The sequence below is a fragment of the Mycolicibacterium sp. XJ2546 genome (genome assembly GCF_053483195.1).
On record NZ_JBEFRW010000002.1, the window covers coordinates 551229 to 577575 of the forward strand.

The following is a 26347-nucleotide window of genomic DNA, read 5'->3' on the forward strand; positions in this document are numbered from 1 at the left end:
GGTCGCGTGATGTGATCTGAGTTGGGTAGCCGCCCCTGCAAAACGGTGAGGTTACGGCGCGAAGGGAGCTGTCTACCGTGTCGAATTCCAGGCACCGTCTTGCCAGAAATAGTTAAGGCACGAATGCCCCGGAGCTAGGTGGCAATAGTATCACGATTTCGTTATGCTTTTGCCATGCCAACAAAGTCGCTCGCGCGAGACGAGCTCTGGGAGGTTGCGACCACGCAGCTCGGGTTCGTAACTGCTCAGCAGGCTGCAGATCTGGGTGTGGGCAAGGGTGCGCTGCAGATGCTTGTGCAGCGGGGCACGCTGATACGTGTTGCGCATGGGGTTTACCGGTTCCCGCAGTACCCGGTCGGTCAGTACGACCCCTACATGCTTGCCGTGCTGTGGACGCGAGCACCGGAGGCGTGTCTGAGCCATGAGACCGCGCTGGACGCCTATGGGATCAGCGACGTCAACCCGAACCGTATCCACGTCACCGTCGCCAAGCACCGGCGGCTGCGCCGTGCGGGTGGCGAGGGCTACGTGATCCACCAGGAGGACCTCACGCCAGCGCAAATCGGCTGGTGGCAGGAGATTCCCACCGTCACGGCGGCGACAGCGGTTGCCCAGTGCATCGCCTACGGCACACCCACCTACCTGCTGCGGCAGGCACTCGAGCGGGGGCACGTCCAGGGTTATCTGAGGACCGCCGAGCGTGACGAGTTGGCCAGGGCATTGGAAGCTCGCGATGGGCGATGACCGTATCGGCTCCCGGCTGGCCGATCTGCTGCACACGCTGAAGCCGAAGACGAAGCAGCCTGCGTCGATGACCGTCCTGAACAACTGGATTGCCCAGGCCGAAGGCAAACTCGGCGCGGAGGCCAAGGGAGGCAGGCTTGGCTGGCTCGTGGCTTCGTCGGTCGCCGTCGCGTGTGTTCAACGCGCAATCGACGTCGACGGCAGGCAGCTGTTCCTCCTCAAGGGCGGCACCCTGCTGCAGCATCGCTTGCCCGCGACCGCCCGAACCACCAAGGATGTCGACGGGCTCGTCCGCGGTGACCTGGACGCGTTTCTTCTGGCCTTGGAGGACGCGCTGGCCGAGCCATGGGGACCTCTCATGTTGCGCCGGGGAGAGGTCGAGGTCGTCAACGTTCCCACCAGGATCATCAAGCCACGCCGGTTCGACATCATCATTGAGTTCCGAGGTGTCACCTGGAGGCGCATCCAGTTCGAGGTCTCACCCGACGAGTCAGGAATCGGCGAGGACTTCGAGTCCATCGAGCCGCCGCCACTGAGCGGGTTTGGCCTGCCGGACCCCGACACCCTCGTGGGGATCGCCATGCGCTTCCAGATCGCGCAGAAGATTCACGCGGTTTCCGATCCTCATAAACCGCCGGACTCCATCAACGATCGTGCCCGCGACGTTGTAGACCTACTCCTGTTGCGTGACCTCGCGGCCGCGACCGGAAGCCCGACGTTGGCCGAGATCCGTGCAGCCGGTGCGGCCGTCTTTCAGGCCCGAGCTGACGAGGCCTTGCAACTCGGTTTGCCAGCAAGGACGTGGCCGCCGACCGTGACCGGACACGACCACTGGGGCCACGACTACAAGCGGGCTGCCGCCTCAGCCAGCATCGAGCTGTCGCTCGACGCGGCTATCGCTGAGATCAACGACTGGCTTGCCGAGGTCGACAAGGTATGACGCCGTCCTCATGTCAGATCGCGCCGAGAGTCGCTGCGTGTGAACGCCAGTTGTGAACGTCGTGCTTGCGGTAGCCGAACTCGGCACCGCAGACTGCTCAGGTGTTGCGCGATGAAGCAGGCTGCGATGGCGTTGGTCGTTGAGCCGCTCGATGACATCGGGGTCATCCGCCTCTCCCGATGGATCTTCAACTGCTATCTGATCAGTGCTGACGGCTGCTACGTGGTGGTCGATGCCGGGATGCCCGGCAGCGCCGACGACATTGCGGGCGTGCTGTCGGTGCACCGGGGCGCCGTCGCCGCTGTCGCGGCCACCCACGGTCACAGCGACCACGTCGCCGGGGCGCCGCGACTGGCCACCGAGCACGGAGTGGCGCTGCACCTTCCCGAGATCACTCTCGGCTATCTGGACGGTAGCCGCCAGCCCCGCACTCCGGCGCTGAGCAAGGTCGTGCAGATCTGGCCCACGCTGGTAAGCCAGCCGCTCGACTTGACCGGGTTGCGCGGCTTCGCCGACGGCCCGCGCATCGCGGGCTACGGCGGAGCCAAGGGAATGGTCGGTGATGCTCTGGGCGGCGCCCAGCCGCTGGTCGACGGTCAACCGCTGCCTGGCGTGACGGGCTGGGAAGTGCTGCACGTGCCTGGCCACACCGACGACTCGACCGCGTTCTGGCATGCCGACAGCCGGACGCTGATTTCCGGCGACGCGGTCCTCAGTGCGCGCGGGCAGGCGTGGTTCACGCCCGAAACCGTCGACGCCGCCGCCGCGGCGCGCAGTGAGCGCCGCATGCGGGCACTGCCCGTCGAACACCTCCTGCCCGGCCATGGTCTTCCGGTGCACCGCGCCGACGTGTGGGCCGGTGCGCGCTGAGGCTGAATCCGGCGTTTCGCTGTACGGGCGACTGTTCGGCGAAATTGCTGAAACCGACCAATCCAGCCGCTTCCGAGCGTCCGGATGCAGGGAACTCATCGACACGTGCGTTCTTCGCGCATCCACGTAGCGGGCTGCGAAGTGACAATAGTTGGATGGACCCGATTTAGCCGGTTCCACTCGTTGCGGCGCCCCACCGCGAAGTCGCTGTCGGTTGCGGTTCGCAAGCCGCCCGCACCGACCGTAATGTGCATGGCCGCGACAGCAGCAGTCGGGTCAACGACGGGCACGACCTGGCGCCGGATACGGCTGGCGGCCATATTCCTCGACTCCACAAGCCGCCTGCGCGGCCGGATCAACGCGCGAATGCCTAATACCGACAACAGGACACATCGGTCGACCCGGCGATCCATACTGCGCGGATCCGATAGTGCGGGCGCCCACCCGAGCCACCATGAGCGCCCCTTGGTCGCCGGCTCGCTCGGCGCCGGCCACCGATTCCGCGCGGGCACCGAAGCGCGCGCAGCTGCGCGTAGCCGGATAATTGACGCTGACGACCTGCTTTGCCGCTGAGGTTCCTGAGAATCTTGGGACTGGGCGTACTAGCCAGGACGAATGCATTACGATCGCGTCGGGCTTGACCGGATTTGGAGGCGAACAGAAATGGATCACCTTCCAGGACCGACTCGCGCTCCCGGAGGCGCCGCGCATTTGCGGTGACCGCCACACGGCTCACCCGCGCGACACCGTGTCCGAGGTAGCGCCGTCTGGTGTGTCGCAGCAAGTGCGCAGTCAGACGATCGACCGAGCGACCGCATGGCACCAGGACTGAGAACAGAAGGGGTCTGACATTTTCAGGATTCTGAGGCGGCTGTGGATCCCGCTCGTCATCGCGATCGTCGCGGTCGCCGGCGGATTCACCGTTTCCAGGTTGCACGGCGTGTTCGGCAACGACCATCGCCCCACCTATGCCAGCACCGAAACTGAGGAGCGCCAGCCCCATAACCCCAAGCACCTCACCTACGAGGTGTTCGGCCCGCCAGGAACGGTCGCGGACATCAGCTATTTCGATGACAACGCCGACCCGCAACGGATCGAGGGAGCGCCGCTGCCGTGGTCGGTGGAGTTCCCGATCTCGGAGGCGACGGCGATCGGAAGCCTCTCCGCGCAAGGAACTGGTGACACCATCGGCTGTCGCATCACCGTCGGCGACGAGGTCGAAGCCGAACGGGTCCGCCACGGGGTGAACGCGTTCACCTTCTGCGTGCTGAAGGCCGCATGACCCAGTCGAGCGAACCCACGACGCAGCCGTTGTCGACGGCCAAACGTCCGCCCCTCGTCGCCCGGATCGTCTATCGCTTCTCGGTGCCGATCATCCTGGGCTGGTTGGCGATCGCCTTCCTGTTGACCACCGCCGTGCCGTCGCTGGAGTTGGTCGAAAAAGAGCAGGCGGTGGAGATGAACCCCATCGCCGCGCCGTCGTTCCAGGCGATGCAGCGAATGGGTGAGGTGTTCGGAGAGGCCAATTCGGGCGCTGTGGCGATGATCGTCCTGGAGGGCGAAGAACCCCTCGGCGACGACACCCATGCGTACTACGAAGACCTGATTGAGCGGCTGCGTGAAGACACCACACACGTCCAACACGTTCAAGACTTCTGGGGTGATCCGATCACCGAGGCGGCGGCCCAAAGCGCCGACGGTAAGGCCGTCTATGTGCAGGTGAACCTCACCGCCAATCGGGAGGGAACCTCGGCCAACGAATCCGTGCGAGCCGTTCGCGACATCGTGGAGCGGGCGCCACCGCCACCGGGAGTCCAGGCCCACGTCACCGGCCCTGCGGCTTTCGCCGCGGACCTGGGGCCGGCGGGCAACCGCACGGTGATGCTGGTGACGTCGCTGAGCTTCACGGTGATTTTCGTGATGCTGCTGTTGGTGTACCGCTCGGTGATCACCGTCGTCATCTTGCTGCTGATCGTCGTGATCCAGCTGCTGGTCGCCAGGGGATCGGTCGCGCTGCTGGGCGATCTGGAGCTCATCGGCATCACTACGTTCGTGGTCAACCTCCTGGTTCCGCTGGCGATCGCGGCCGGAACCGACTACGGCATCTTCTTCATCGGCCGATATCAGGAAGCGCGCCAAGCCGGCGAGGACCGCGAAACGGCGTTCTACACCACCTACGGGAGCGTCGCCAAGGTCGTTTTGGCCTCCGGTTTGACGATCGCCGGTGCGGTGCTGTGCCTGCGCTTCACCAGGCTGCCCGTCTACCAGACGCTGGGTGTGCCCACCGCTGTGGGCATCGTCATGGCGGTCGTGACAGCGGTGACGCTGATCCCTGCCGTCATCGCCGCAGGCAGCCGTATCAAGCTGTTCGAGCCCAAGCGAAAGATCACCGCCCGTCGCTGGCGGCGGGTGGGCACCGCGGTCGTGCGGTGGCCGGCGCCCATCCTGGCCGCGTCGCTGGCGGTCTCGTTCATCGGGCTGTTGGCATTGCCGGGGTACCAGGCCAGCTACAACGACCAGGAATATCTGCCGAAAGACATCCCCGCCAGCGTGGGCTATGCAGCCGCTGAGCGACACTTTCCCCAATCGTTGATGATGGCCCCCGATATTCTGCTCGTCGAGGCCGACCACGACATGCGCAATCCGGCCGACTTTTTGGTCCTGAACAAACTCGCCAAGGCCGTTCAAGGGGTGGAAGGCGTTTCCCGGGTGCAAGCCATCACCCGCCCCGGCGGAGAGCCGCTCAACAACACCACCATTCCGTTCATGCTGTCCATGAGCAGCGCCAGCCAGTCGCAGCTCATCCCGTTCCAGAGAGCCCGAATGGACGATCTGCTCGTCCAGGCCGACGACATGCTCGAGACGATCGCCACCATGCAGCGCATGCAGGCGTTGACGCTGGAAATGGTGAGCACGACCCATGACATGGTCGCCAAAACGCATGAACTAGAAGAAATCACGAACGAATTGCGCGATAACGTCGCGAACTTCGACGACTTCTTCAGGCCGATTCGAAATTACCTGTACTGGGAACCGCACTGCTACAACATTCCGCTGTGCTTCGCCGTCAGGTCCGTTTTCGACACGCTTGACGGCGTCGACCAGATCACCGTCAAGCTACGCGGACTTGTCGAAAACCTAGACCGACTCGACGCAATCCTGCCGCAAATGGCTGAGCAATTCCCGGTGATGATCGAGACCATGCGGGAAACGCGGCAAATGATGCTGACGATGCACAGCACCATGTCCGGAATTCTCGCTCAGATGGAGGAGACGAACGACAACGCGACCGCCATGGGTAAGGCGTTCAACGCAGCCAAGAACGACGACTCCTTCTATCTGCCGCCGGAGATCTTCGATAACGAAGACTTCAAACGGGTCATGGACGTCTTCCTGTCACCGGACGGGAAAGCGGCGCGCATGCTCATCTCGCAACGGGGCGACCCGGCCACGACCGAGGGGATGTCCCGCGTCGACCCGATCATGACCGCGGCGGAGGAGGCCCTCAAGGGAACTCCGCTACAAAGCGCCGACATCTATCTGACCGGCACCGCCGCCTCGGTCAAAGACATCGTCGAGGGCTCCACCTACGATCTGTTGATCGCGGCGACGGCGGCGCTGTGTCTGATCTTCTGCATCATGCTGATCATCACGCGAAGTTTCGTCGCGGCGCTGGTAATCGTTGGCACGGTGGCGCTTTCGCTGGGCGCGGCGTTCGGGCTCTCGGTGCTGATCTGGCAGCACATCCTCGGCATCCCACTGAACTGGGTGGTGCTCGCGATGTCGGTGATCATCCTGCTGGCGGTGGGTTCTGACTACAACCTGCTGTTGGTGTCGCGGATGAAAGAGGAGATCGGCGCGGGGTTGAACACCGGCATCATCCGGGCGATGGGCGGCAGCGGCAAGGTGGTGACGGCCGCGGGCCTGGTGTTCGCCTTCACGATGCTGTCGATGGTGGTCAGCGATCTGCAGACCATTGGGCAGCTGGGCTCCACGATCGGAGTCGGTTTGTTGTTCGACACGTTGGTGGTGCGCGCGTTCATGACACCGTCGATCGCCGCGCTGCTGGGCCGGTGGTTCTGGTGGCCGCTACGGGTGCACCCGCGGCCCATCGCCGCCGCCCGGCACGCGAGAGGTCCACGCCCGCTGGTGCGTTCCCTGCTCCAGAGGGATGAGCGGTAGCGCTATGAACGCGGTTATCTCCGTCCTGCTGAAGGCCGCATGACCGACCAGAAAGTCAAGACCCGTCGGTCGTTGGTAGCCCGGACCATCTACCGGTTGTCGGTGCCGATCATCATCGGGTGGCTGGCGCTGATCGCCGTCCTGACCTTCGCTGTTCCGTCGCTGGAACAAGTCGGCCGGGAAAGCTCGGTTTCGGTGATCCCCAAGGGCGCACCGTCATTCGAGGCGATGCAGCGTATGGGTGAGCTGTTCGAGGACTCCGACTCCGACAGCATCGCGATGATTGTCTTGGAGGGCCAGGAACCTCTCGGCGATGAGGCACACCTCTACTACGACGAGTTGATCCGTCAGTTGAGGGCCGACACCACCCATGTGCGTCACGTTCAGGACTATTGGGGGGATCCGCTCACCGCGTCGGGCGTGGAAAGCGCCGATCGGATGGCCGTCTACGTCCAGTTGAATCTGGCTGGTAACCAGGGCGAATTGCTGGCCAACGAGTCGGTCGAAGCCGTCCGCGACATCGTCGAACGGACGCCGGCGCCGCCGGGCGTAGAGGCCTATGTCACGGGCTCAGCGCCGTTGGTGGCCGACATGAACCACGCCGGCGACAGCTCCATCATCACGATCACCCTGGTGACGCTCGCGGTGATCTTCACGATGCTGCTGTTCGTGTACCGCTCGGTCATCACCGTGATTCTCCTGCTGCTCATGGTGGGCATCCAGGTCCAGGCCGCCAGGGGAGTGGTGGCGTTCCTCGGCGACCAGGGCATCCTCGGCCTGTCGATCTTCGCGGTGAATCTGCTGGTGTCGCTGGGCATCGCCGTGGGAACCGACTACGGGATCTTCTTCACCGGCCGCTATCACGAGGCGCGCCAAGCCGGCGAGGACCGGGAAGCGGCGTTCTTCACCACCTATCGCAGCGTCGCCAAAGTGGTGCTGGCCTCGGGTTTGACGATCGCCGGAGCGATCTACTGCCTCAGTTTCACCCGGCTGCCCTATTTCCAGACCATGGGCGTGCCGTCCGCGGTGGGCATGGTCGTGGCGGTCGGGGTAGCGCTCACGTTGATCCCGGCCGTTATCGCGGTCGGCGGCCGGTTCGGCCTGTTCGAGCCAAAGCGCAAGGTCGTGGTGCGCCGGTGGCGGCGGCTGGGCACGGCGATCGTGCGGTGGCCCGGGCCGATCCTGATCGCGTCCTGCGCGGTCGCGCTGGTCGGGCTGCTGGCGCTTCCGGGCTACAAAACCAGCTACGACGATCGCCTGTATGTCCCACAGGACATTCCCGCAAACGTGGGATACGCAGCCGCCGAGCGACATTTCCCAGAGTCGCGAATGATGCCGGACATCATGATCTTGGAAGCCGACCACGATATGCGCAACCCGGCCGATTTCGTGGTTCTACACAAGCTCGCGAAGGCGATCTTCGCCGTTCCCGGTATCGCGTCGGTGCAGACGATCACCCGGCCCGAGGGGACCCCGATCGAGCGGACGTCGATCCCATTTCAGATCAGCCTGCAAAGCGCCGGCATGCAGCAGATCCTCCCGTTCGGCAGAGATCGCATCGACGGCATGCAGGATCAGGTCGAGAACATGAACAGAATGATCAGCCAAATGGAGCGCACCTACGCTCTGATGCAGCAGATCAGCGATATCACGCATGAGACGACGCTGATGAACAAGGAAATCACCGAGGTCACCGATGAGTTGCGCGACAACATCGCCAACTTCGACGACTTCTTCCGGCCGATCCGCAACTATCTGTTCTGGGAACCGCACTGCTACAACATCCCCGTCTGCTGGGCGGTGAGGTCGGTCTTCCAGGGCCTCGACGGCACCGACCAGATCAGCGTGCAGATGCACGAGATCCTGGTACACGTCGATAAGCTCGACCTTCTCCAGCAGGACCTACTCACCCTGTTCCCGCCGATGATCGCCAGCATGAAGGCCATGCGGACCATGATGCAGACGACCCACAGCACCATGGACGGCATGATGGCGCTGATCGACGACACGATCCAGAACGCCAGCGCCATGGGCCAGGCCTACGACGCCGCCCAGAACGACGACTCCTTCTACCTGCCGCCCGAAGTCTTCGAGAACGAGGACTTCAAACGCGCGATGGAGCTGTTCTTCTCACCGGACGGTAAGGCGCTGCGCCTGATCATCACGCACCGCGACGATCCAGGGACACCCGAAGGTATCTCGCGCGTCGACGCCCTGCACACCGCGGCCCAGGAGGCCCTGAAGGTCACGCCGCTGGAAAGTGCCAAAGTCCATCTCGCCGGGGCAGCGCCCACGTTCAAGGACCTGCGCGACGGGTCCAGGTACGACCTTCTGATCGCGGGAACAGCGGCGCTGTGTCTGATCTTTTCCATCATGCTGATCATCACGCGAAGTTTCGTCGCGGCGCTGGTAATCGTTGGCACGGTGGCGCTTTCGTTGGGCGCGGCGTTCGGGCTGTCGGTGCTGATCTGGCAGCACATCCTCGGTATCGAGTTGCACTGGCTTGTGCTCGCGATGTCGGTGATCATCCTGCTGGCGGTGGGTTCTGACTACAACCTGCTGTTGGTGTCGCGGATAAAGGAGGAGATCGGCGCGGGGTTGAACACCGGCATCATCCGGGCGATGGGCGGCAGCGGCAAGGTGGTGACGGCCGCGGGCCTGGTGTTCGCCTTCACGATGCTGTCGATGGTGGTCAGCGACCTGCGCATCATCGGGCAGGTGGGTTCCACCATCGGGTTGGGTCTGTTGTTCGACACGTTGGTGGTGCGCGCGTTCATGACACCGTCGATCGCCGCGCTGCTGGGCCGGTGGTTCTGGTGGCCGCTGCGGGTTCACCCACGGCCGGTCGCCGCGGCCCGGCGCCTTCCCGCCGACGAACAAAATGCCTCGGTTAGCTAACGTTCCTCAAGGAGTGCGCGATAAGGGGGTAACGGGCTTGCCGGTCGGCAGTCCGCTACCAAAAAGTTTGGGAAGATCCCGGATTGGCCACTAGAGTCTGTACGGTCGGGGATCACTTGTCAGGGAGGAAATCTGCACATGATCCAACTGTCGTTGACCAGACTGGCTGTTGTGGTCGGCGGTGTCGCACTGTCGCTGGGCGTCGGATCCGGCGTTGCATCCGCGGCTCCTGATCTGGGCCCGGCCATCAACACCACGTGCACCTACCCGCAGCTGGTGGCGGCGCTTGAGGCGCAGAACCCGCAAGTCGCCGCGGCGTTCAACAAGACGCCGATTGTGCAGCGGGGTCTGAACGAGTTCCTCGCCGCGGGTCCGGAGCAGCGCGCGAAAACGGCGCAGCATGTTGCGTCCGCGCCGCAGATGCAGCCGTACCTCCCGGCGATCGAGGGGGCCTTCCGCACCTGCAACAACTTCTGACCAGTAACTGACCGAAACGGGCGGCGGCCTCTTGGCTCCGCCCGTTTCGCGTTAGTGCCCGTTTCGCGTTAGTGCCCGTTTCGCGTTAGTGGATGTGGCCGGTCAGGTCGAAGTCCGCCATCGTGGCCCTGGCCAGTTCATATAGGGCCGGCTTGGTGTTGTCGGCACCGGGCTGATAGGCGCCGACGCTGATGAAGATCTGGCCGTTGATGCGCCCGGACAGGATGATCATCCGGCCGCCGATCTGCTCGAGGAACCGGCGGCTTTCGCGTTGTCCGGTTCCTCGGGCGTTCTCGTATTCGGCGATGGTGCCGGCCGGGCAGCCGATCACCGAGTGCAGATCGCCGAGGTAGGAGCAAAACACCGGCTGATCGGGGTCGGCGGGCATCCGGGCGACCATTTTCTTCAGCGCACGTTTCGGCGTGAACGACGGCAACCACAGCAGCTGCTTGGACTCGTCCGGGGTCTCCTTCAGCGTGCGAAGCGTCTCTTTGACGGCGGCGCGGATGTCGCTGAGGTCGGTCGTCAGCGGCTTCGGGTCGACGCTGACACGCGCATACGACAACGCCATCGCCCGGGTGTCGTCCTCGGTGCGGTCGCTGATGGGAATCTGCAGGGTCACCGCCCCATCATCGGCGCGCCGACGTCCGATCCGTTCCCCGAACTTCGCGGCGAACGCCGCGGCCATCGTGTGGCTGGCTCCGCCGAGGGCTGCGGCGCGGGCATCCCACTGCTCCAGGTCGATGTAGATCGTCAGGGCCGGCACCAGCACGACGTCGTCACCGTCGGGGACGACGGCGGCTTTCGCTCGTTGCGGACGGTTCTTACGCGGCTGGGTGCGCGCCTGCTTTCGGGCCAGGCGTGCTGCCGTGGTGAGCGCCCGGGCCACCTGGGGGATGTCGCGCGCCGTCTGGCGGGCGTCCTCGACGATGGCGCGTACCCGAGTGCGTGATTTCGGCAGCGGGTAGCCGAGCTCGCGTGTCTTGCCGAGGGCCGCTTCGATGATCACCAGGGCCAGACCGAGGCCGTCGATCAGGTTGTGCGAGAGCACCAGGCTGATCCCTGTCGAGCCGTCCGTCAGCGGAAGCACGCCCAGATGCCAGCCGGGCCCCGTTTCGGGATCGATCGGCAGCTGTGAGCGTTCATCGACCCAGTCGCTGAATTCTTCGCGGGGCCGGGCTGTTTCGGCGATATCGAACTCCAGCGGCCCGCGATCGACAACCCATCGATGCCGCGCGATCGGAAACGCCGGACGCTCGATGCGCCGTCCCAGCAACCCCTGGCCGAGGTGGTAATGAAAGCGCCGCAACGCGTCGTAGTCGACGGGATGCTCGTAGAGCCACGTGACCTGAATGACGACGTTCATGTCGGCGGCGTAATGCTCTGCCAGCAAGGCTTCGTCCGCTACCGCCAGCCGATTGTCGGGCAGCACATCAGCCCTCCGCGCAGCCATCAGTCAGCCTCCTTCACATACAGCCCGCAGATGCGGCGTGTTGAGGTTGCGGCAGAAGCGATCACACCGCTGCCAACACCGTCTGTTCACTGGCCAGCGTATCGGCCAGGTGCTGGCCCAGCGTACGCGCGGTGTTGTGCGCGGCAATCGCCTTGGGTGTCACGCGTATTCCGGTCTCGGATTCGATGCGGTTGCGCAGCTCGAGGAACCCGAGGGAGTCCAGCCCGTGGTCGGGGAAGGAGTGGTCGGGATCGACCGTGCGTCGCAGGATGAGGCTGGCCTGCTCGGTCACCAGCCGTCGAAGCCGCGCCGCCCACTCGTCGCGGGGCAGCGAGCGCAGCTCGGCACGCACCGCGGCGGTGTCGTCTCGTGCTTCGCCCGCGGTCTTGAACGCCTCGGCGAACGGGCTGCGCGCAACGAGTGCGTTGAACAGCGGGGTGCCCTTGGTGGGCAGGTAGCCGGTGTAGCCGCGGTCGTAGCGCAGCAGCGCCTGGAAGGCATGCGCACCGTCTTCGGGGGTGATCATCGTGGTGCGGCCTTCTTCCAGGGATGCGGCGCGGCCGACCTCAGCCCATGCTCCCCACGCGATCGTGGTGGCGGGCAGGCCTTCTGCCCGGCGCCAGTGGGTGAAGGCGTCCAGCCAGCTGTTGGCCGCGGCGTAGGCGCCCTGGCCCGGGGAGCCGAGCAGCGCGGCCGCCGACGAGAAACAGCAGAACCAATCCAGCGGCTGCGTGGATGTCGCTTGATGCATGTGCCAGGCGCCGTGCACCTTGGCCATCCAGTCCCGCTCGATCAGGTCGTCGGTCATGGTGGTGAGGGTGGCGTCCGCCACGACCGCGGCGGCGTGCAGCACCCCCCGGACCGGCAGCCCGGTGGCGGTGGCGGCGGCGACGAGGCATCCTGCGGTTGCCGGATCGGCGATATCGCCACACTCCACGTGGATCTGCGTACCGCTGTCGCGCATGCGCTCAATGGCTTGTTGGGCAGCAGCATCGGGTTGTGAGCGACTCGTCAGCACGATCCGGCCACAGCCGGCCGAAGCCATCTCGGCGGCCAGGAACAAGCCGAGCCCGCCAAGACCGCCGGTGATGATGTAGGCGCCGTCGGGACGGAAAACCGGGGCCTGCTCTGGTGATAGCGCCACGGTGCTGTGTCCCCGGCGGGGCACGTCGAGCACCAGCTTCCCGGTGTGTTCGGCCGCGCTCATCACCCGAATCGCGGTGGCCGCCTGGGCGAGCGGGTAAGAAGTGGTCTGCGGCGGCGCCAGCTCACCGGTTGCCACCAGCCCGTACACCCGCCGCAGCAGGTCGCCGACCCGCTCGGGGCGGCTGTGGGCCATCAGCGCCAGATCGACGTAGTGGAAGGTGAGGTTGCGGCGGAAGGGGTACATGCCCAGCCGGGAGTTGGCGTAGACGTCGAGCTTGCCGATCTCGACGAAGCGTCCGTCGATGTCCAGGAGTTCGAAACCGGCGCGTTGCGCGGCTCCGGTGAGGGAGTTGAGCACGATGTCGACCCCGGCGCCGTCGGTGTCGCGGCGGATCAGGTCGGCGAACTCGGTGCTGCGCGAGTCATAGACATGTTCGATACCCATGTTGCGCAACAGTTGCCGTCGTTCCGGGCTTCCGGCGGTGGCGAAGATCTGCGCTCCGGCGGCGCGGGCGATCGCGATGGCCGCCTGCCCGACGCCGCCGGTGGCGGAGTGGATCAACACCCGATCCCCTGCGGCGATCCGGGCCTGGTCGTGCAGCCCGTACCAGGCGGTGACGTACGCCGTGGTGGTCGCGGCCGCGACCTCATCGGTCAGGCCGGCCGGAAGCGGCGCGGCGGCGCGGGCGTCACAGGTCACGTGCGTGGCCCAGCAACCGTTTCGGGAGAAGCCCCCGACGTGGTCACCGACCCGAAGATCGGTGACACCGGGCCCGACCGCGGTCACCACGCCCGCGAAGTCGGTGCCAGGCTGCGGCAGTCGGCCCTCGAGGCTGGGGTACTGGCCGAACGCGATCAACACGTCGGCGAAGTTGATGCTCGACGCGGTGACCGCGACCTCGATCTCGCCTGTTCCCGGTGGAACACGTTCAGCAGCAACGAATTCCATCGTACCCAGGTCGTCGGGAGTGCGGATCTGCAGGCGCATACCGTCGGTCTCGTGGTCGACCGTGGTCGTGCGGCGCTCTTCTGGGCGCAACGGTGCGGGTCGTAGCCGCGCGACGTACCATTGGCCGCCGCGCCAGGCGGTCTCGTCCTCGGCGGACCCGGACAGCAGTTCGAGCGCCACCGTGTCGGGATCGCACGCGTCATCGACGTCGATCTGGGTGGCGCGCAGCTCCGGATGTTCGGCGCCGACCACCCGGATCAGGCCGCGCAACCCCGCCTGATCGAGGTTGGACCGGTCTTGATCCGCGACGGTTTGAGCCGACCTGGTCAGCACATAGAGGCGAGGCGGATCGCCCGGCGATTCGGTGAGTTCGCGAGCGATGCGCACCAGCGCAGAGACGTGCGCGCGGGCCCTGGCCAAACCATCTTCGTCCACGTCGTTCGGCGCGGGGAACACCAAGACCACGCCGTCGACGGTGCTGGCCGTCAGCCGGTCGCCCAGTTGCTTCGCGTAGGCCACATGGTCGGCGTGCCCGGGCCAGTCGAACCAGTCACATTGTGCGCCATGGCCTTTGATTGCGTCGAGAAGCCTGGTCGTGAGGAAGTCCTCGCTATCGGAGGTGGTGATCAGCAGCCATTCGCCGGGATCGGTGTCCGCGCAGGCGGGTGGGTCATGCCGCCGCCATTCGACGCTGAGCAGCCGGTCGGCGAGCACGCGTTCGGCATCGCTTCCTTCCGAACTGCTGCTTAACTGGAACCCCCGCATGGTCAGCACCGGCGCCCCGGCCTCGTCGAGGATGTCGATATCGGCATCGATGCCGGTTCGGTCCTGGGTGTTCAACCGGACGAAACAGTACCGCGGCTTACCCGCCGGATCGCAGATACGCAGCCGTCGAATTCCCAACGGCACCAACAGCTCCGCCTGGATGACGGACGGGTGCGCGGCTACCGCTTGGAAGCAGGCGTCGAGCAGCACCGGGTGGACACCGTAGGCGCTCTGCTGCGCGCGCAGCGCCCGGGGCAGTGCGATCTCGGCGACCAGCGTGCATGCGTCATCGGCGGTGTGGGCGGCGATCAGGCCCGCGAACGCCGGACCGAGGCGGACCCCGCGGGAGTCGAACAGCGCTCGTAGCTCGTCGCCTTCGGTGCGGGACGGGTGCGTGGCGAGCAGCGTGGACATATCGTGTCGCTGCGGCGCAGGCTCGTCGTCGGCCACGTGCAGGCGTGCGACGGCTCGCCGGGTGTGTTCGCCTTCGTGGTCGGTCACCACTTCGAACTCGACGACGCCGGGCGCCTCGACCGCCGCGAGCGTGGTGATCGGCGTCTGTTCGTCGAGCATCAGCATCTGCTCGAAGCTGATGTCGCGGACCTCGGATCCCTCGCCGAGCATGGTGCGTGCCGCCGACAGCGCCATCTCGCAGTAGGCCGCCCCGGGCAGGGCGGGCACGTTGTGCACCTGATGGTCGCTCAGCCACGGCAGCGCCGCGGTGCCGACCTCACCTTGCCAGGCATGGCGCTCCGGCTCTTCCGGCAGCCGCACATGCGCGCCGAGCAGCGGGTGCACCACGAGGTTCCGCGTGCCCATTGCCAGTGCCTGGCGGCTGGTGTCACCGGACCCGATGCGCAGCCGACGGTGCGTCCACGTCGGCAACGGTGCGTCGACCAGCCGACCACTTGGATAGAGCGCCGCGAAATCGACTGCGGCACCGGCACAATGCAGGTTCGCCAAGAACTCGCGCAGGCCGTGTGGCAACTCCCGTTCACGCAGCAGGCACGGCAGTGCCTGGGCCGAGATATCGGCCGCCTTCGCGGTCTGTTCCACGGCGCGGGTCAACAGCGGGTGCGGGGAAAGCTCCGCGAAGACCCGGTGGCCGTCCTCCAGCGCGGCCTGCACCGCGTCGGCGAACCGCACCGGACGGCGCAGGTTATCGACCCAGTAGCGGGCGTTCAGGACGGGCTCGCGCCGCGGGTCGTCCAACGTCGCCGAGTAGAACGGCACCGCAGGAGCCATCGGCGTGAGCTCGGCCAACGCATCGGTGAGATCGGCGAGAATGGGATCGACCTGCGGTGAGTGCGACGCGACGTCCACTGCCACCTCGCGCGCCGTCAGGTCGCGGCGCTCCCACATCGCGACCAGGTCCCGAACCGTCTCGGTCGCCCCGCCGATGACGGTGGACTCCGGCGAGGCGACCACCGACACGACGACGTCGGACAGCTTTCGCGCGGCCAACTCCTCGCGCACCTGTCGCGCGGGAAGCTCCACAGACGCCATCGCGCCGGCGCCGGCGATGGTCGCCAACAACCGCGAGCGGCGGCAGATGACGCGCACCCCGTCCTGGACCGAAAGCGCCTCCGCGACGACGGCAGCGGCGACCTCTCCCATCGAATGCCCGACGACCGCGCCGGGGTGGACGCCGTAGGAGCGCATTGCGGCGGCGAGCGCGACCTGCATGGTGAACAGCGTCGGCTGGACCCGCTCGATACCGTCGACCGTCTCGGGTGCCGACATCGCCTGGGTGACCGAGAACCCCGCTTCCGCGGCGACCAACGGCTCCACCTGAGCGACCGTCGCGGCGAACACCGGCTCCGTCTCCAGCAGCGCCGCACCCATCGCCGCCCACTGCGAACCCTGCCCGGAGAACACCCATACGGGTCCACGGTCGTCCTGGCCGACCGCGGCGGGATATGTGATGGCGCTGTCAGCGACCCCCTGCAACCGCTCGGCCAGCTCCGGCAGGTCCGCGGCGACCACCGCCGCGCGCACCGACCGGTGGCCGCGTCGGCGCGCCAAGGTGTAGGCCAGATCGGCGGGCACCAGCTGATCGGCGCGGACGCTCACCCATTCAGCGAGCCGGGCGCAGGTACGGTGCAGCGCTTCGCTCGAGGTGGCTGACAGTGCGAACACCAGCGAGCCGGGCGAGACTGCGGCCGCCTCCCGCGGCGCGCACGTAGGGGCCTCCTCCAGTACGGCGTGCACGTTCGTACCGCTCAGACCGTACGACGATACGGCAGCCCGACGTGGGTGCTGATCCTGCGGCTGGTCTTGCTGCGATGGCCATGGGGTGGCGGCAGTGGGTACGAACAGTCCGGTCTCGATTGTTGCCAGGTCGTCGGGCAGCCGGGTGAAGTGCAGCGACGGCGGGACCACACCGTGTTGCAGCGCGAGCGCGGCCTTGATCAAGCCCAATGTGCCTGCGGCGCCCTCGGTGTGGCCGAAGTTGCTCTTGGCCGATCCGAGTGCGCACGGTCGACCATCGGTGCCGTAGACCCTCGACAGGCTGCCGAACTCGATCGGGTCACCGACCCGGGTGCCGGTGCCGTGGGCTTCCACCATGCCGACGGTCTTGGGGTCGACGCCGGCCGCCGCCAGCGCTGCCCGGTATGCGTCGGCCTGCGCTTCCAACGACGGTCTGGAGATGGTCTTGGTGCGTCCGTCGTGATTGGCTGCCGTGCCGCGGATCACGGCGAGGATCCGGTCGCCGTCTCGTACCGCGTCGGGCAACCGCTTGAGCAACACCACGGCGCATCCCTCGGACCGCACGAACCCGTCCGCTGCGACATCGAACGAGTGGCAACAGCCGGTGGGGGAGTACATGCCCAGCGCTGACCCCGCGGTGTTCATCAGCCCTGAGATCAGCGTGTTGACGCCGCCTGCCAGGGCAAGGTCACTCTCCCCTTGGTGCAGGCTGCGACAGGCCAGGTGCAGGGTCAGCATGCCGGTGGAACACGCGGAGTCCACCGTCAACGCCGGACCGTGCGCACCCAGCCAGTACGCAATCCGGCCGGACGCCATGCTGGGGGTATTGCCGGGGTACGCGTAGGCGTCGTGTACGACGCCGGATTCGTAGGCCAGCACGACGTGGTCATCGTGGACCACCCCGACGAAAACGCCTGTCTTGGACCCGAACAGCGAACGCGGATCGAAGCCGGCATGCTCGATGGCCTCCCACGATGTCTCCATCAGCAACCGGTGGTTGGGGTCCATGTAGGTCGCTTCATGGGTCCGCAGACCGAAGAACGGAGCATCGAAGCCCCATATGTCGTCGAGAAATCCGCCGTACCGCGTCACTGACTTGGCGGGCACGCCAGGTTCGGGGTCATAGAAATCGTCGACATCCCAGTGATCGGCCGGGATCTCGGTCACCAGATCATCGCCCCGTAGCAGCGCTTGCCACAGCTTGTCCGGTGATTCGATACCTCCGGGAAGTCGGCAGGCCATGCCGATCAGTGCGATTGGAGTGACAGGAGCGTCCCCCATAGCCCTTCACCTTCTTTCGAGCGGTACTTCAGCGGGCGCGGCCGAACTCGATACGTGTTCGGTGTTTCCGCAACGTCCAGTCGACGGCCGCGTCAAAGGTCAAACTAGCCGAGTTGGTCCGGTGGTCTGACCGATTTGCTGCGATGGGGCTGCGATGCGGTTTGTTTTGCGCCGCCTACCGCCGTTGCGGGGGAGGAACGTTGCGGAGTGCACAACGATGGGCCGAATCCGCGTTGGTGCGGTGAATTAACCGCATCGGCTGCGCCGGCGCGCGTATCGCCGATCTAGGCCTTGTCGGCGTCGGAGCCGAACCCGGTGGGCGACGTGCGCTTTCGTTCGCTCTTGATGACGCCCACCGTGTCGGTGAGCCAACCCCGCAACACACGCTTTAGTTGGAACTGTCCTTGTAGCGTGGTGTCGGGGTAACTGTCGGTGAGGTCGACGAATTCGTAACCCGGTTCTTTGCAAATGAGGTACTGCTGGTGTGGCAGGGCAAAGATTCGTGCGCCCACCGCTTCTGCGAAGTACACCGCGAACGGGAACACCAGGGTGGGCTCGAAACGGTCCCCGTGCTGCCACACCGTGTGCGCGAAGTCGTCGCCACCGATCCACCCGCCGGCCCGGACCTTGGGCCACACGTTGATGAGGTCGATCGAAATGCCCCGCAGCGTATGGTCGCCGTCGACATAGGCGAAGTCGAGGCTGCCGTCGGGGATCTGGTCGATGATTTCCAGGGTGGTTCCGCGCAGGATGACGCGCTTGTCGGCGGCGAACTCGGTGTTGGCTTCGGTTTCGGCCAGGTAGGCGTCGAACCGAGAGTCGTCGGTATTGCTGGGTTTGTTCCAGTCGTCGAGGTGCCGCCACGGGTCAACCATGTAATAGGTGCGGATCGAGTCGCACGCGGCAAGTATCTCCGCGGCGAATCGACCCCGGTAGACGCCGATTTCGGCCATCGACTCGACCCGGTTTTCCTGCAGAAATTCGGTCCACAGCTGGTACCGCGTGCCGCTCGCGGACAGCCGCCGAACTGCTTCGTCCACCATTTCCCCTCTCGCGAGCGATGTGCCGCTTACGGAACCTACGTGGTCGGGCGGGCGTCGGAGGCGCGAATCGCGGTTATGGATGTTGCTGGCGACCGGTATCGCCCAGGCCAAGAAACGCGTAATCGTTCGAATTGGGGGGTCAGCTGACAGGGCCGCCTTGGAAGCTAGAGTGTTCGGGCATGTCCCACTGGATCTGGGTTCCGACTTCACAAAGCGCTGCTTTGCGTGCGCAATCGTGTTGAAATGCGACGATGGTCAAAAAAAGTGCCGCCCGTTGGCGGCGGGCAGTATCAGTGCTGGTTGGCTACGTCTCGTTCGCTCCCCGTGGCCTTCGGTAATCGGTGAGTGCCAAGCGCACCGTCCGGACTGCCCGTGCCCATGATCCGCAGATATTGCATTAGTCATAAGCAGCCGCTGTTGCCTGAAAGCTGGTACGACGAGTGCATCTCGCTGGGGGATTACCAGCCCGATTCGGCGCTCCACGTGCGGCACCTCGACCCGTTTTGGCACGAGGCGCGGCCGGTCGCATTCGGCGCTGCGGGAAGTTTCGTCTTACCCATCGCCGTCGGGAGGGACTCCGGTGATGCTGAACTGATCGAACTCTCGTCCTACCGCAAAAGGATCTTGCCTTCCCCGGAAGGGGTGGAGTCGGTGCGGTACCCGACCCTGCGGGAATTGAGATGTGACCGCGTGGAACGGGAGGCCGAGCTAGCGACGTATGTGCCCAGAGACGGCCTTCCATTTCTTGTCGCACAGCCGCTGTACTTCAAGAAATCGGTTTTCAAACACTATGCGGCGATTCATCACCGCAGAGATATTCTCGACTACACGGCGATCGCCGTGGAGATAGGTGTGCTGAACTCCGACACCGCATCCGAATTCCTGGCGGCACAGCATTTTGTTCCAGGCGGTGTTGAACTAGGAATCTTTCCGAAGCCGTGGCTGGTGCGTGTTTTGTCAGCGATCGAACGGGTGGGTCGACAATTCGTGAAGCGGTACGGTGCCCGCCTGAGGCGTTACAACACCTATCAGATAAGGGCGGTCGGATTCCTCTCCGAGAGGTTGGGCTCTTTCTTTCTGATTCGGCATCTCATCGAAGAGTACTCAAACAATATTCCTGCCGAAGTATTCGGACATATGACGGTCATGGTAGAGGGCAAATCCAGCTACTCCGCCGGCTTAGCAGAACAACCCAGGAAGTGGTCGGGTCGGGGGCATCAACTCACGCAGCGGCGCACGCGATGAAGGCGGTCATCCTGGCGGGAGGTAAGGGAACCCGACTTACCGAAGAGACCGTGGCCCGGCCCAAGCCGATGGTGGAGATCGGCGGGCGGCCGATCCTGTGGCATATCCTGAAGCACTACTCCCGGCACGGTATCAATGACTTCGTCGTTTGCTGCGGCTACAAGGGTTACCTGATCAAGGAGTACTTCGCGAATTACTTCTTGCACATGTCGGATGTGACATTCGATCTCTCGGTCAACAAGATGGAAGTGCACGAGCATTACGCGGAGCCTTGGCGGGTGACGCTGGTGGACACCGGTGACGAAACCATGACGGGCGGTCGCCTCAAGCGGGTGTCGCCATACATTCAAGACGAAGAGGCGTTCTGCTTCACCTACGGTGATGGGCTCAGCGATGTAAACATTGCCAAAAGCATTGAGTTCCACCGTCAGCACGGGCGCAAGGCCACCGTCACGGCAGTGCTTCCTCCTGGGCGTTACGGGGCCATCGAGCGCGACGGCGACCGGGTAGCGCGCTTCGTCGAGAAGCCGCCCGGTGACGGCGGGTTCATCAACGGCGGATTCTTTGTGCTGTCGCCGGCCGCACTCGACTACATCGACGGTGACCAAACTGCTTGGGAAGGACCGCCGTTGGCGCGTCTGGCTGCCGACGGCGAGCTGATGGCATTCGAGCACTCCGGCTTCTGGCAACCCATGGACACTCTTCGCGACAAGAACCTGCTCGAAGACCTCTGGAACAGCGGCGAAGCGCCATGGAAGTGCTGGCGCTGAACACTTTCGGCGCCGCGTACCGTGCGCGCCGGGTCTTGGTCACCGGCCATACGGGGTTCAAGGGCAGCTGGTTATGTCTTTGGCTGCAGGCGTTGGGCGCACATGTCACCGGGGTGGCGTTGGACCCGCCGTCGGAACCCAGTCATTGGGAACTGCTGAAGCTGTCTGTCGACGATCACCGCATCGACATTCGCGATGAAGCGGCGCTGCGACGGGTTTTCGCCGCGCAGCGACCTGAGATCGTCTTTCATCTGGCCGCCCAACCGTTGGTTCGCCGGTCCTATCAGGAACCGGTCACCACGTGGGCCACCAACGTCATGGGCACGGTCAACGTGCTCGAGGCCCTCCGCCACACACCGGATGTGCGGGCCGCGGTGATTGTGACAACCGACAAGTGCTACGAGAACCGCGAATGGCCCTGGGCCTACCGCGAACACGATCGGCTGGGCGGCCATGACCCCTACAGTGCGTCCAAGGCGGGCGTCGAGTTGGCGGTGGCGAGCTATCGAACCGCACTCCTGCAACACGAATCGGCGCCGTTGCTTGCCACAGCGCGGGGCGGCAACGTGATCGGTGGCGGTGACTGGTCGCAGGACCGCCTGGTTCCCGACCTGGTGCGTTCGGTCGTCGCCGGTGAACCGCTGGCGGTGCGGTCACCGCACAGCACGCGTCCCTGGCAGCATGTGTTGGATTGTCTCAGTGGGTATCTGCTGCTGGGTCAGCGGCTGCTGGCCGGCGACACCACGTGTGCCGAGGCGTGGAACTTCGGCCCCGACGGGCACGGCAACCGCTCGGTTGAGCAGGTGCTCGCAGAGCTTGCTCGCGGGTGGCCACAGCTGCAGTGGCATGCGGTGACCAGCCCGCAGCCTCACGAGGCGAGGTTGCTGCAACTCGACAGTGCCAAGGCGAGGATGCATCTGGGGTGGCGCCCGGTCTGGGGTGTCGAAGAAGCCATCCGCCACACCGCGGACTGGTATCGCCAACTGCTAGAGGCCGGTTCGGTGTCGAGCGCCGACGAACTGTCGGCTTACGTTGCCGATGCAGGCGACCTGGGTCTGAACTGGGCTACGGCATGAGCGGCGATCAGAAGGTCTCTTCGCGCCCGGACTTGGTCTCCACGACGCGCCAGAGAGCCACGATCGCCTTCTGCCGTTCTGCGTGACCGTCGTCGACGTCCGAGAACGAATCACATAGTTGCCGGAGCACACCGACGCGCGCATCCTGCCCGTCCACTGCATCCGGATCGACCGAACCAAAAGGGCCGGGCTGGTGTACCAGCGTCGCCGGCGCCTGGCCGTTCTTGCACACGCAGATGCGAAAGGTTGCGGTCGTTTCCCGGCTGTCGATTCTGAGTTCACAGGGGGCGAGACCGGGTCCGGTGAACGTCGCCCGCCAGCGCTGCGCCTCGTCCGCTGAAGGACCCGAGATGGTCGACGTCGACACATCGTCGTAGCCCAACTCCGAAAACAGGGCGATCGCGTGAATGCCGTAGAACCGTACCGCGCCACCGCCGGTCGAACTGAACCTTTTCCAGTTCTCGATGCCGGCGCGGTAGTGGTGGGCGAGGAAAGTCCAATCGACGGCGACGCTTTCGGCCGGTTCAGCCAGCGTTGATCTGAGCTTGTCCGCCCACGGGGTGAAGCGGAACGTGTAGCCCACCCGGTACTGCTTGCCCGAATCCTCGACTGCCGCCAGCAAGGAAGCGGCCGACTCGGGGGTTGGCGCCACCGGCTTCTCGAGGATCAGCCGTGAAATGCCAGGCATTTGGGTCAGGCGAGGTATCCACCGTGCCTGATCTTGTGGGCGCAGCGCGATGACCGCTCCGCTCGATCGGCCCAAGGCCGTCTCGACATCGCCGCACCAGAGCACCTCGTCGATGTAGTGGGAGAGTTCGGGCCGGCCACCGAGCGCGGGCCGGTACCGGTCCGGCAACGCAACGTCGTAGCCCGCCTCGATCAGAGCCGGCAGATATCCGTAGATACCGAACCCGGAACCCAGGACCGTGAACACCGCTCACGCATCTTTGAAGTCGTCGGCCGCCAGGATGTCGAAAACCGGGCCCTGGTAATGGTGTTCGGCGAGATACCGACGGATCTCGGTGGAGATATGCCAGGCCAGGTTCAGCAGGGGTGCGGCCTGAGGTCCCTGCGCAAACAACTCGTCGTCTGCCACGATGGGGATCCTGGTGCCCGGCACGTAATGTCCGATCTTTATCGAACCCGGTTTCTCGTGTACTGCGACGATCTCGTCGGCGGTCAACCCGAGCAGTTTCACGAGGATCGCCGCCCGACCCGGGAACGCCTTGGCGCGGATCGGACCGTGCTGCGCGACGATCTTCCTGATCTCGCGGCCCTTACGCTCCCTCCACAACTCCACATCGCGGGTGAGTCGACCGAAGTCCTGCAAGAAATTTCGTTCGCGCGCAACGCTTTCGGCTTCGGTTCCGGTGCCGTTGCGCGCGCCGCGTCCGAGCGTGACCCGGATGTTTCCGCCGTAGCGGGCGGGAAACTCGACGTGGACGATGTCGAGCCCAAGTGATTTCGCGATGAAGTCGAACGACCGGTACGAATACGTTCTGGGATGCTCGTGATAGAACGTGTCGAACTGATGCCGATCCAGGACCGCGCCCAGGTAATGGTTCTCGATGACGATCGTCGTCTGCGGTGCCAGCAGAAGTTTGAGCGCGGCGAGCACACCGGACAAGTCCTCGATATGAGCGAACACGTTGGTGAACGTGATCAGATCCGGCAGGCCGACACGATCGCGTATCGCGGTGGCTGTCGCCGCGCTGAGATAGTCCTGGACGACGAAATGGCCCTTCGCGGCCGCGTCACCGCCGGCGCCGGTCGGCTCGATACCGGCGGTCCTCGCCCCGGCTTCCCTGAAGAAATCGAGCAAACTGCCGTCGTTGCAACCGACGTCGAGCACGAGCTTGTCGGATAAGGGCCCGACCCGTTCGACGCATGTCCCCACCAGGCTGCGCATCCCAGACAGCACGTCCGCGGTGAAGCGCGAGCGGTAGTGGTAGTCAACCGGAAACAGATCTTCCTTGGGCACCTGGTAGCGCTGATGGGCGGTGATGCACGTCGGACAGAAGACGATATCGATTGGGTATTCCCGGCATTGGCGAGGATCACCGATCCTGACGAGGTCGTCGCACAGCGGGTGCCTGCCGAGGTCGAGCACCGGCAGCAACTCCTCGCCGCCGCAGACCTCACAGCGCGTGATCTTGGTCAGAGCGTTGTCGGCGGTAGTCGAAGTGGTGGTCATATCACCGATCCGTCGGGCCGTCGTGGGCAGGGCTGAGGAATCTGTCCAACCTATGACCTCCACCATCTGCGTGGTTTCCGGGCCTCTTTCGATGGCGCCATAATTTGTCGCGATTCTATTAAGTTCTCCCGGGGCTTGACCCATACGGTCGAAATTCCGCCGCTGGTCGACCATTGTGACGGTGTGGCGAAAGACTGGGCCGCCGAACAGGCGGCGCGAATCGGGGATGAAATCAGGCGGCTGCGGGAGCCGCGCACAGAGCAGTGGCTATCAGATCGAACGGAGGCGCTGGGATACCGGGTCGCGCATACCACGATCTCGGAGCTCGAGGGTCACCAACGCACCTTCGTGAGCACCGCTGAGTTGGCCGTCCTGGCCAAGGCACTGGATACGGCACCGATCGCGCTGCTGTACCCGCCGTCGCACAGCACCGAGCTCGAGGTGTTGCCGGGAACAGACGCAACGAGTTGGAGTGCAGCCGAATGGTTCTCGGGGCTGACCGACCACCGGCAGCGGGTGGTCGAGAACGTGCGAGCGCTGGTCGAAGACTCCGAGCTGGCGGATCTGACCTCCAAATGGCTCAGGCGAAGCCTCACGAACCGGTACTCGTACAACTTCGAGTGGCTCGGCCGGCCGATCATCCAATATCCGCAGGACATCGTCTGCCTGCAGGAATTGATGTGGTCGGTCAAACCCAACGTGATCGTTGAGACAGGGATCGCGCATGGCGGTTCGCTGATCCTCAGCGCTTCCATGCTGGCGTTGATCGACTTGTGTGAGGCGATCGCCAACGACACAGCGTTCGATCCGCGTACCCCGAGCCGGCAGGTCATCGGGGTCGATATCGAAATACGCGCCCACAACCGCAGCGCGATCGAAAACCACCCGCTGTCCCGGTACATCACGATGATCGAAGGGTCGAGTGTCGACCCGGCGACCGTTCGCCAGGTGCACGATGCAGCAGCCGGCCGCGGCACTACGCTCGTCTGCCTCGACAGCAACCACACCCACGACCACGTCCTCGCGGAACTTTCGGCATACGCACCGCTGGTGACACCGCAGAGCTACTGCGTGGTGTTCGACACCGTGGTCGACGACATGCCCGACATGTTCCCCGACCGGCCGTGGGGTGAGGGCAACAACCCCAAGACGGCGGTGTGGGAATTTCTCAAGTCGCATTCGGAGTTCGAAATCGACCAGCAGATCCCGCAGAAGCTGCAGATCACCGTCGCGCCTGACGGGTTTCTGCGCCGGGTGCGCTGAGACACGTTCGAGTTTCTGTCGCCGGGTACCTCGGCAATAATCGCGTCGATGTGCGAACATCGTCATCGCCGAGTGCACGCCGGTCCGGAATGGTGCAGAAACCGAAGTCGACCTGCTGACAGGGTTTGAACGTGAACGTCGTACTGAAGTTTTCCCCAGTCGCTCGACGCAATCGCTATCGGGGTCGAGACCGAATGCTGAAAACGATGGCGGCAGATATCGCTTCGACGACCACATGCTCGGCGGTGGACACCCGACTCCACCGGGAGATGGGTGAGGTGGTCGACCGGACTCCGCGAGTCCACAACGTGCCGGATCACTTGCCGATCTACGAGTCCGTGGTCGATCGAACCAGGCCGATTCGGATGCTGGAGGTCGGCAGTTTCTACGGGGACTCGCTACAGATGTGGCAGGAATATCTGCACCCCGATTCGCTGATCATCGGTGTCGACGTCGACTCGAAGTTGGTAAAGATCGCGGATTCAGAAGGCATTCGGGTCCGCATCGGCGGCGGGCAGAGCCATTCTTTACTCCGAGACGTCGCCGAAGAATTCGGTCCCTTCGACGTCATCCTCGACGTGGGAAGTCAAGCGTGTCACCCGATGACCGAAAACTTCCGGAGCCTTTTCGAAATAGCGTTGACGAACCACGGTGTATACATCGTCGAAGACGTTCACTGCGATTATTGGACGATCTACAACAGCTTTACGCTCACCGGTCTACTCCGGGCATTCGTCGACGTCTTGCACGGTCATTACCAGCTGGCCACCAGCCCGGCCAAGTTCCGAGACGGTCACGTTCTCGTGGTCCGCCGGGCGCCGAAGCGATGATCCATGATGT

General features: G+C 64.7%; 17 protein-coding genes. 12 read left to right on the forward strand and 5 right to left on the reverse strand.

Annotated features, from left to right (window positions below; all coding sequences use genetic code 11):
- Nucleotides 1-174: 174 nt before the first annotated feature.
- The 7 genes from ABQE44_RS06225 (at nt 175) to ABQE44_RS06255 (ending at nt 10111) form a co-directional block, all read left to right on the forward strand.
- The gene (locus ABQE44_RS06225; RefSeq protein WP_448428747.1) at nt 175-744 is read left to right on the forward strand and encodes a type IV toxin-antitoxin system AbiEi family antitoxin domain-containing protein; all 570 of its coding nucleotides are present in this window, start codon (nt 175-177) and stop codon (nt 742-744) included.
- Nucleotides 734-1684: a nucleotidyl transferase AbiEii/AbiGii toxin family protein gene (locus ABQE44_RS06230; RefSeq protein WP_448428749.1), complete on the forward strand. Its 951-nt coding sequence runs from the start codon at nt 734-736 to the stop codon at nt 1682-1684. The genes ABQE44_RS06225 and ABQE44_RS06230 overlap by 11 nt, the downstream gene beginning before the upstream one ends.
- 111 nt (nt 1685-1795) lie before the next feature.
- The gene (locus ABQE44_RS06235; RefSeq protein WP_448428751.1) at nt 1796-2554 is read left to right on the forward strand and encodes an MBL fold metallo-hydrolase; all 759 of its coding nucleotides are present in this window, start codon (nt 1796-1798) and stop codon (nt 2552-2554) included.
- A gap of 859 nt (nt 2555-3413) precedes the next feature.
- Nucleotides 3414-3836 (forward strand): MmpS family transport accessory protein, encoded by a 423-nt coding sequence (locus ABQE44_RS06240; RefSeq protein ID WP_448395093.1) that lies wholly within the window; start codon nt 3414-3416, stop codon nt 3834-3836.
- The gene (locus ABQE44_RS06245; protein ID WP_448395068.1) at nt 3833-6736 is read left to right on the forward strand and encodes an MMPL/RND family transporter; all 2904 of its coding nucleotides are present in this window, start codon (nt 3833-3835) and stop codon (nt 6734-6736) included. Before ABQE44_RS06240 ends, ABQE44_RS06245 begins: the two co-directional genes overlap by 4 nt.
- Nucleotides 6737-6775: 39 nt before the next feature.
- Complete coding sequence (locus tag ABQE44_RS06250; RefSeq protein ID WP_448395069.1) at nt 6776-9634, forward strand: MMPL/RND family transporter; 2859 nt, start codon at nt 6776-6778, stop codon at nt 9632-9634.
- A 138-nt stretch (nt 9635-9772) separates the two neighbouring features.
- Nucleotides 9773-10111 (forward strand): hemophore-related protein, encoded by a 339-nt coding sequence (locus ABQE44_RS06255; RefSeq protein ID WP_448395070.1) that lies wholly within the window; start codon nt 9773-9775, stop codon nt 10109-10111.
- Nucleotides 10112-10196: 85 nt separating this feature from the next.
- On the opposite strand, the gene ABQE44_RS06260 is transcribed toward ABQE44_RS06255, so the two are convergent.
- The 3 genes from ABQE44_RS06260 to ABQE44_RS06270 form a co-directional block, all read right to left on the reverse strand.
- Nucleotides 10197-11564 (reverse strand): hypothetical protein, encoded by a 1368-nt coding sequence (locus ABQE44_RS06260; protein ID WP_448428753.1) that lies wholly within the window; start codon nt 11562-11564, stop codon nt 10197-10199.
- A 61-nt stretch (nt 11565-11625) separates the two neighbouring features.
- Complete coding sequence (gene pks2, locus ABQE44_RS06265; RefSeq protein ID WP_448428755.1) at nt 11626-17916, reverse strand: sulfolipid-1 biosynthesis phthioceranic/hydroxyphthioceranic acid synthase; 6291 nt, start codon at nt 17914-17916, stop codon at nt 11626-11628.
- A gap of 284 nt (nt 17917-18200) precedes the next feature.
- Nucleotides 18201-18956, reverse strand: a complete 756-nt coding sequence (locus tag ABQE44_RS06270; protein ID WP_448395073.1) for a class I SAM-dependent methyltransferase — start codon at nt 18954-18956, stop codon at nt 18201-18203.
- 420 nt (nt 18957-19376) lie between these two features.
- Here ABQE44_RS06270 and ABQE44_RS06275 point away from each other — a divergent pair, with 420 nt between their 5' ends.
- Genes ABQE44_RS06275 through rfbG form a run of 3 tightly spaced genes read left to right on the forward strand, consistent with a single transcriptional unit; the run spans nt 19377 to nt 22050 of the window.
- Nucleotides 19377-20204, forward strand: a complete 828-nt coding sequence (locus ABQE44_RS06275; RefSeq protein ID WP_448428757.1) for a hypothetical protein — start codon at nt 19377-19379, stop codon at nt 20202-20204.
- Nucleotides 20201-20974 (forward strand): glucose-1-phosphate cytidylyltransferase, encoded by a 774-nt coding sequence (rfbF, locus tag ABQE44_RS06280; RefSeq protein WP_448395075.1) that lies wholly within the window; start codon nt 20201-20203, stop codon nt 20972-20974. The genes ABQE44_RS06275 and rfbF overlap by 4 nt, the downstream gene beginning before the upstream one ends.
- Nucleotides 20956-22050, forward strand: coding sequence for a CDP-glucose 4,6-dehydratase (gene rfbG, locus ABQE44_RS06285; RefSeq protein WP_448428758.1), 1095 nt, complete (start codon nt 20956-20958; stop codon nt 22048-22050). The genes rfbF and rfbG overlap by 19 nt, the downstream gene beginning before the upstream one ends.
- Nucleotides 22051-22057: 7 nt before the next feature.
- Here the strand turns inward: rfbG and ABQE44_RS06290 are convergent, their stop codons facing one another.
- Both ABQE44_RS06290 and ABQE44_RS06295 read right to left on the reverse strand, forming a co-directional pair.
- Nucleotides 22058-22984 (reverse strand): Gfo/Idh/MocA family oxidoreductase, encoded by a 927-nt coding sequence (locus ABQE44_RS06290; RefSeq protein ID WP_448428761.1) that lies wholly within the window; start codon nt 22982-22984, stop codon nt 22058-22060.
- Nucleotides 22985-22987: 3 nt separating this feature from the next.
- Nucleotides 22988-24244 carry a class I SAM-dependent methyltransferase gene (locus ABQE44_RS06295; RefSeq protein ID WP_448428763.1) on the reverse strand — a complete coding sequence of 419 codons (1257 nt, stop codon included), beginning with the start codon at nt 24242-24244 and terminating at the stop codon, nt 22988-22990.
- A gap of 183 nt (nt 24245-24427) precedes the next feature.
- Between ABQE44_RS06295 and ABQE44_RS06300 the strand changes: the two genes are divergently transcribed.
- Together ABQE44_RS06300 and ABQE44_RS06305 are read left to right on the forward strand one after the other, a co-directional pair.
- Nucleotides 24428-25507 (forward strand): CmcI family methyltransferase, encoded by a 1080-nt coding sequence (locus tag ABQE44_RS06300; protein WP_448428765.1) that lies wholly within the window; start codon nt 24428-24430, stop codon nt 25505-25507.
- Between the two features lie 206 nt (nt 25508-25713).
- Nucleotides 25714-26337 carry an O-methyltransferase gene (locus ABQE44_RS06305; RefSeq protein ID WP_448428767.1) on the forward strand — a complete coding sequence of 208 codons (624 nt, stop codon included), beginning with the start codon at nt 25714-25716 and terminating at the stop codon, nt 26335-26337.
- The last annotated feature ends 10 nt before the right edge of the window (nt 26338-26347 follow it).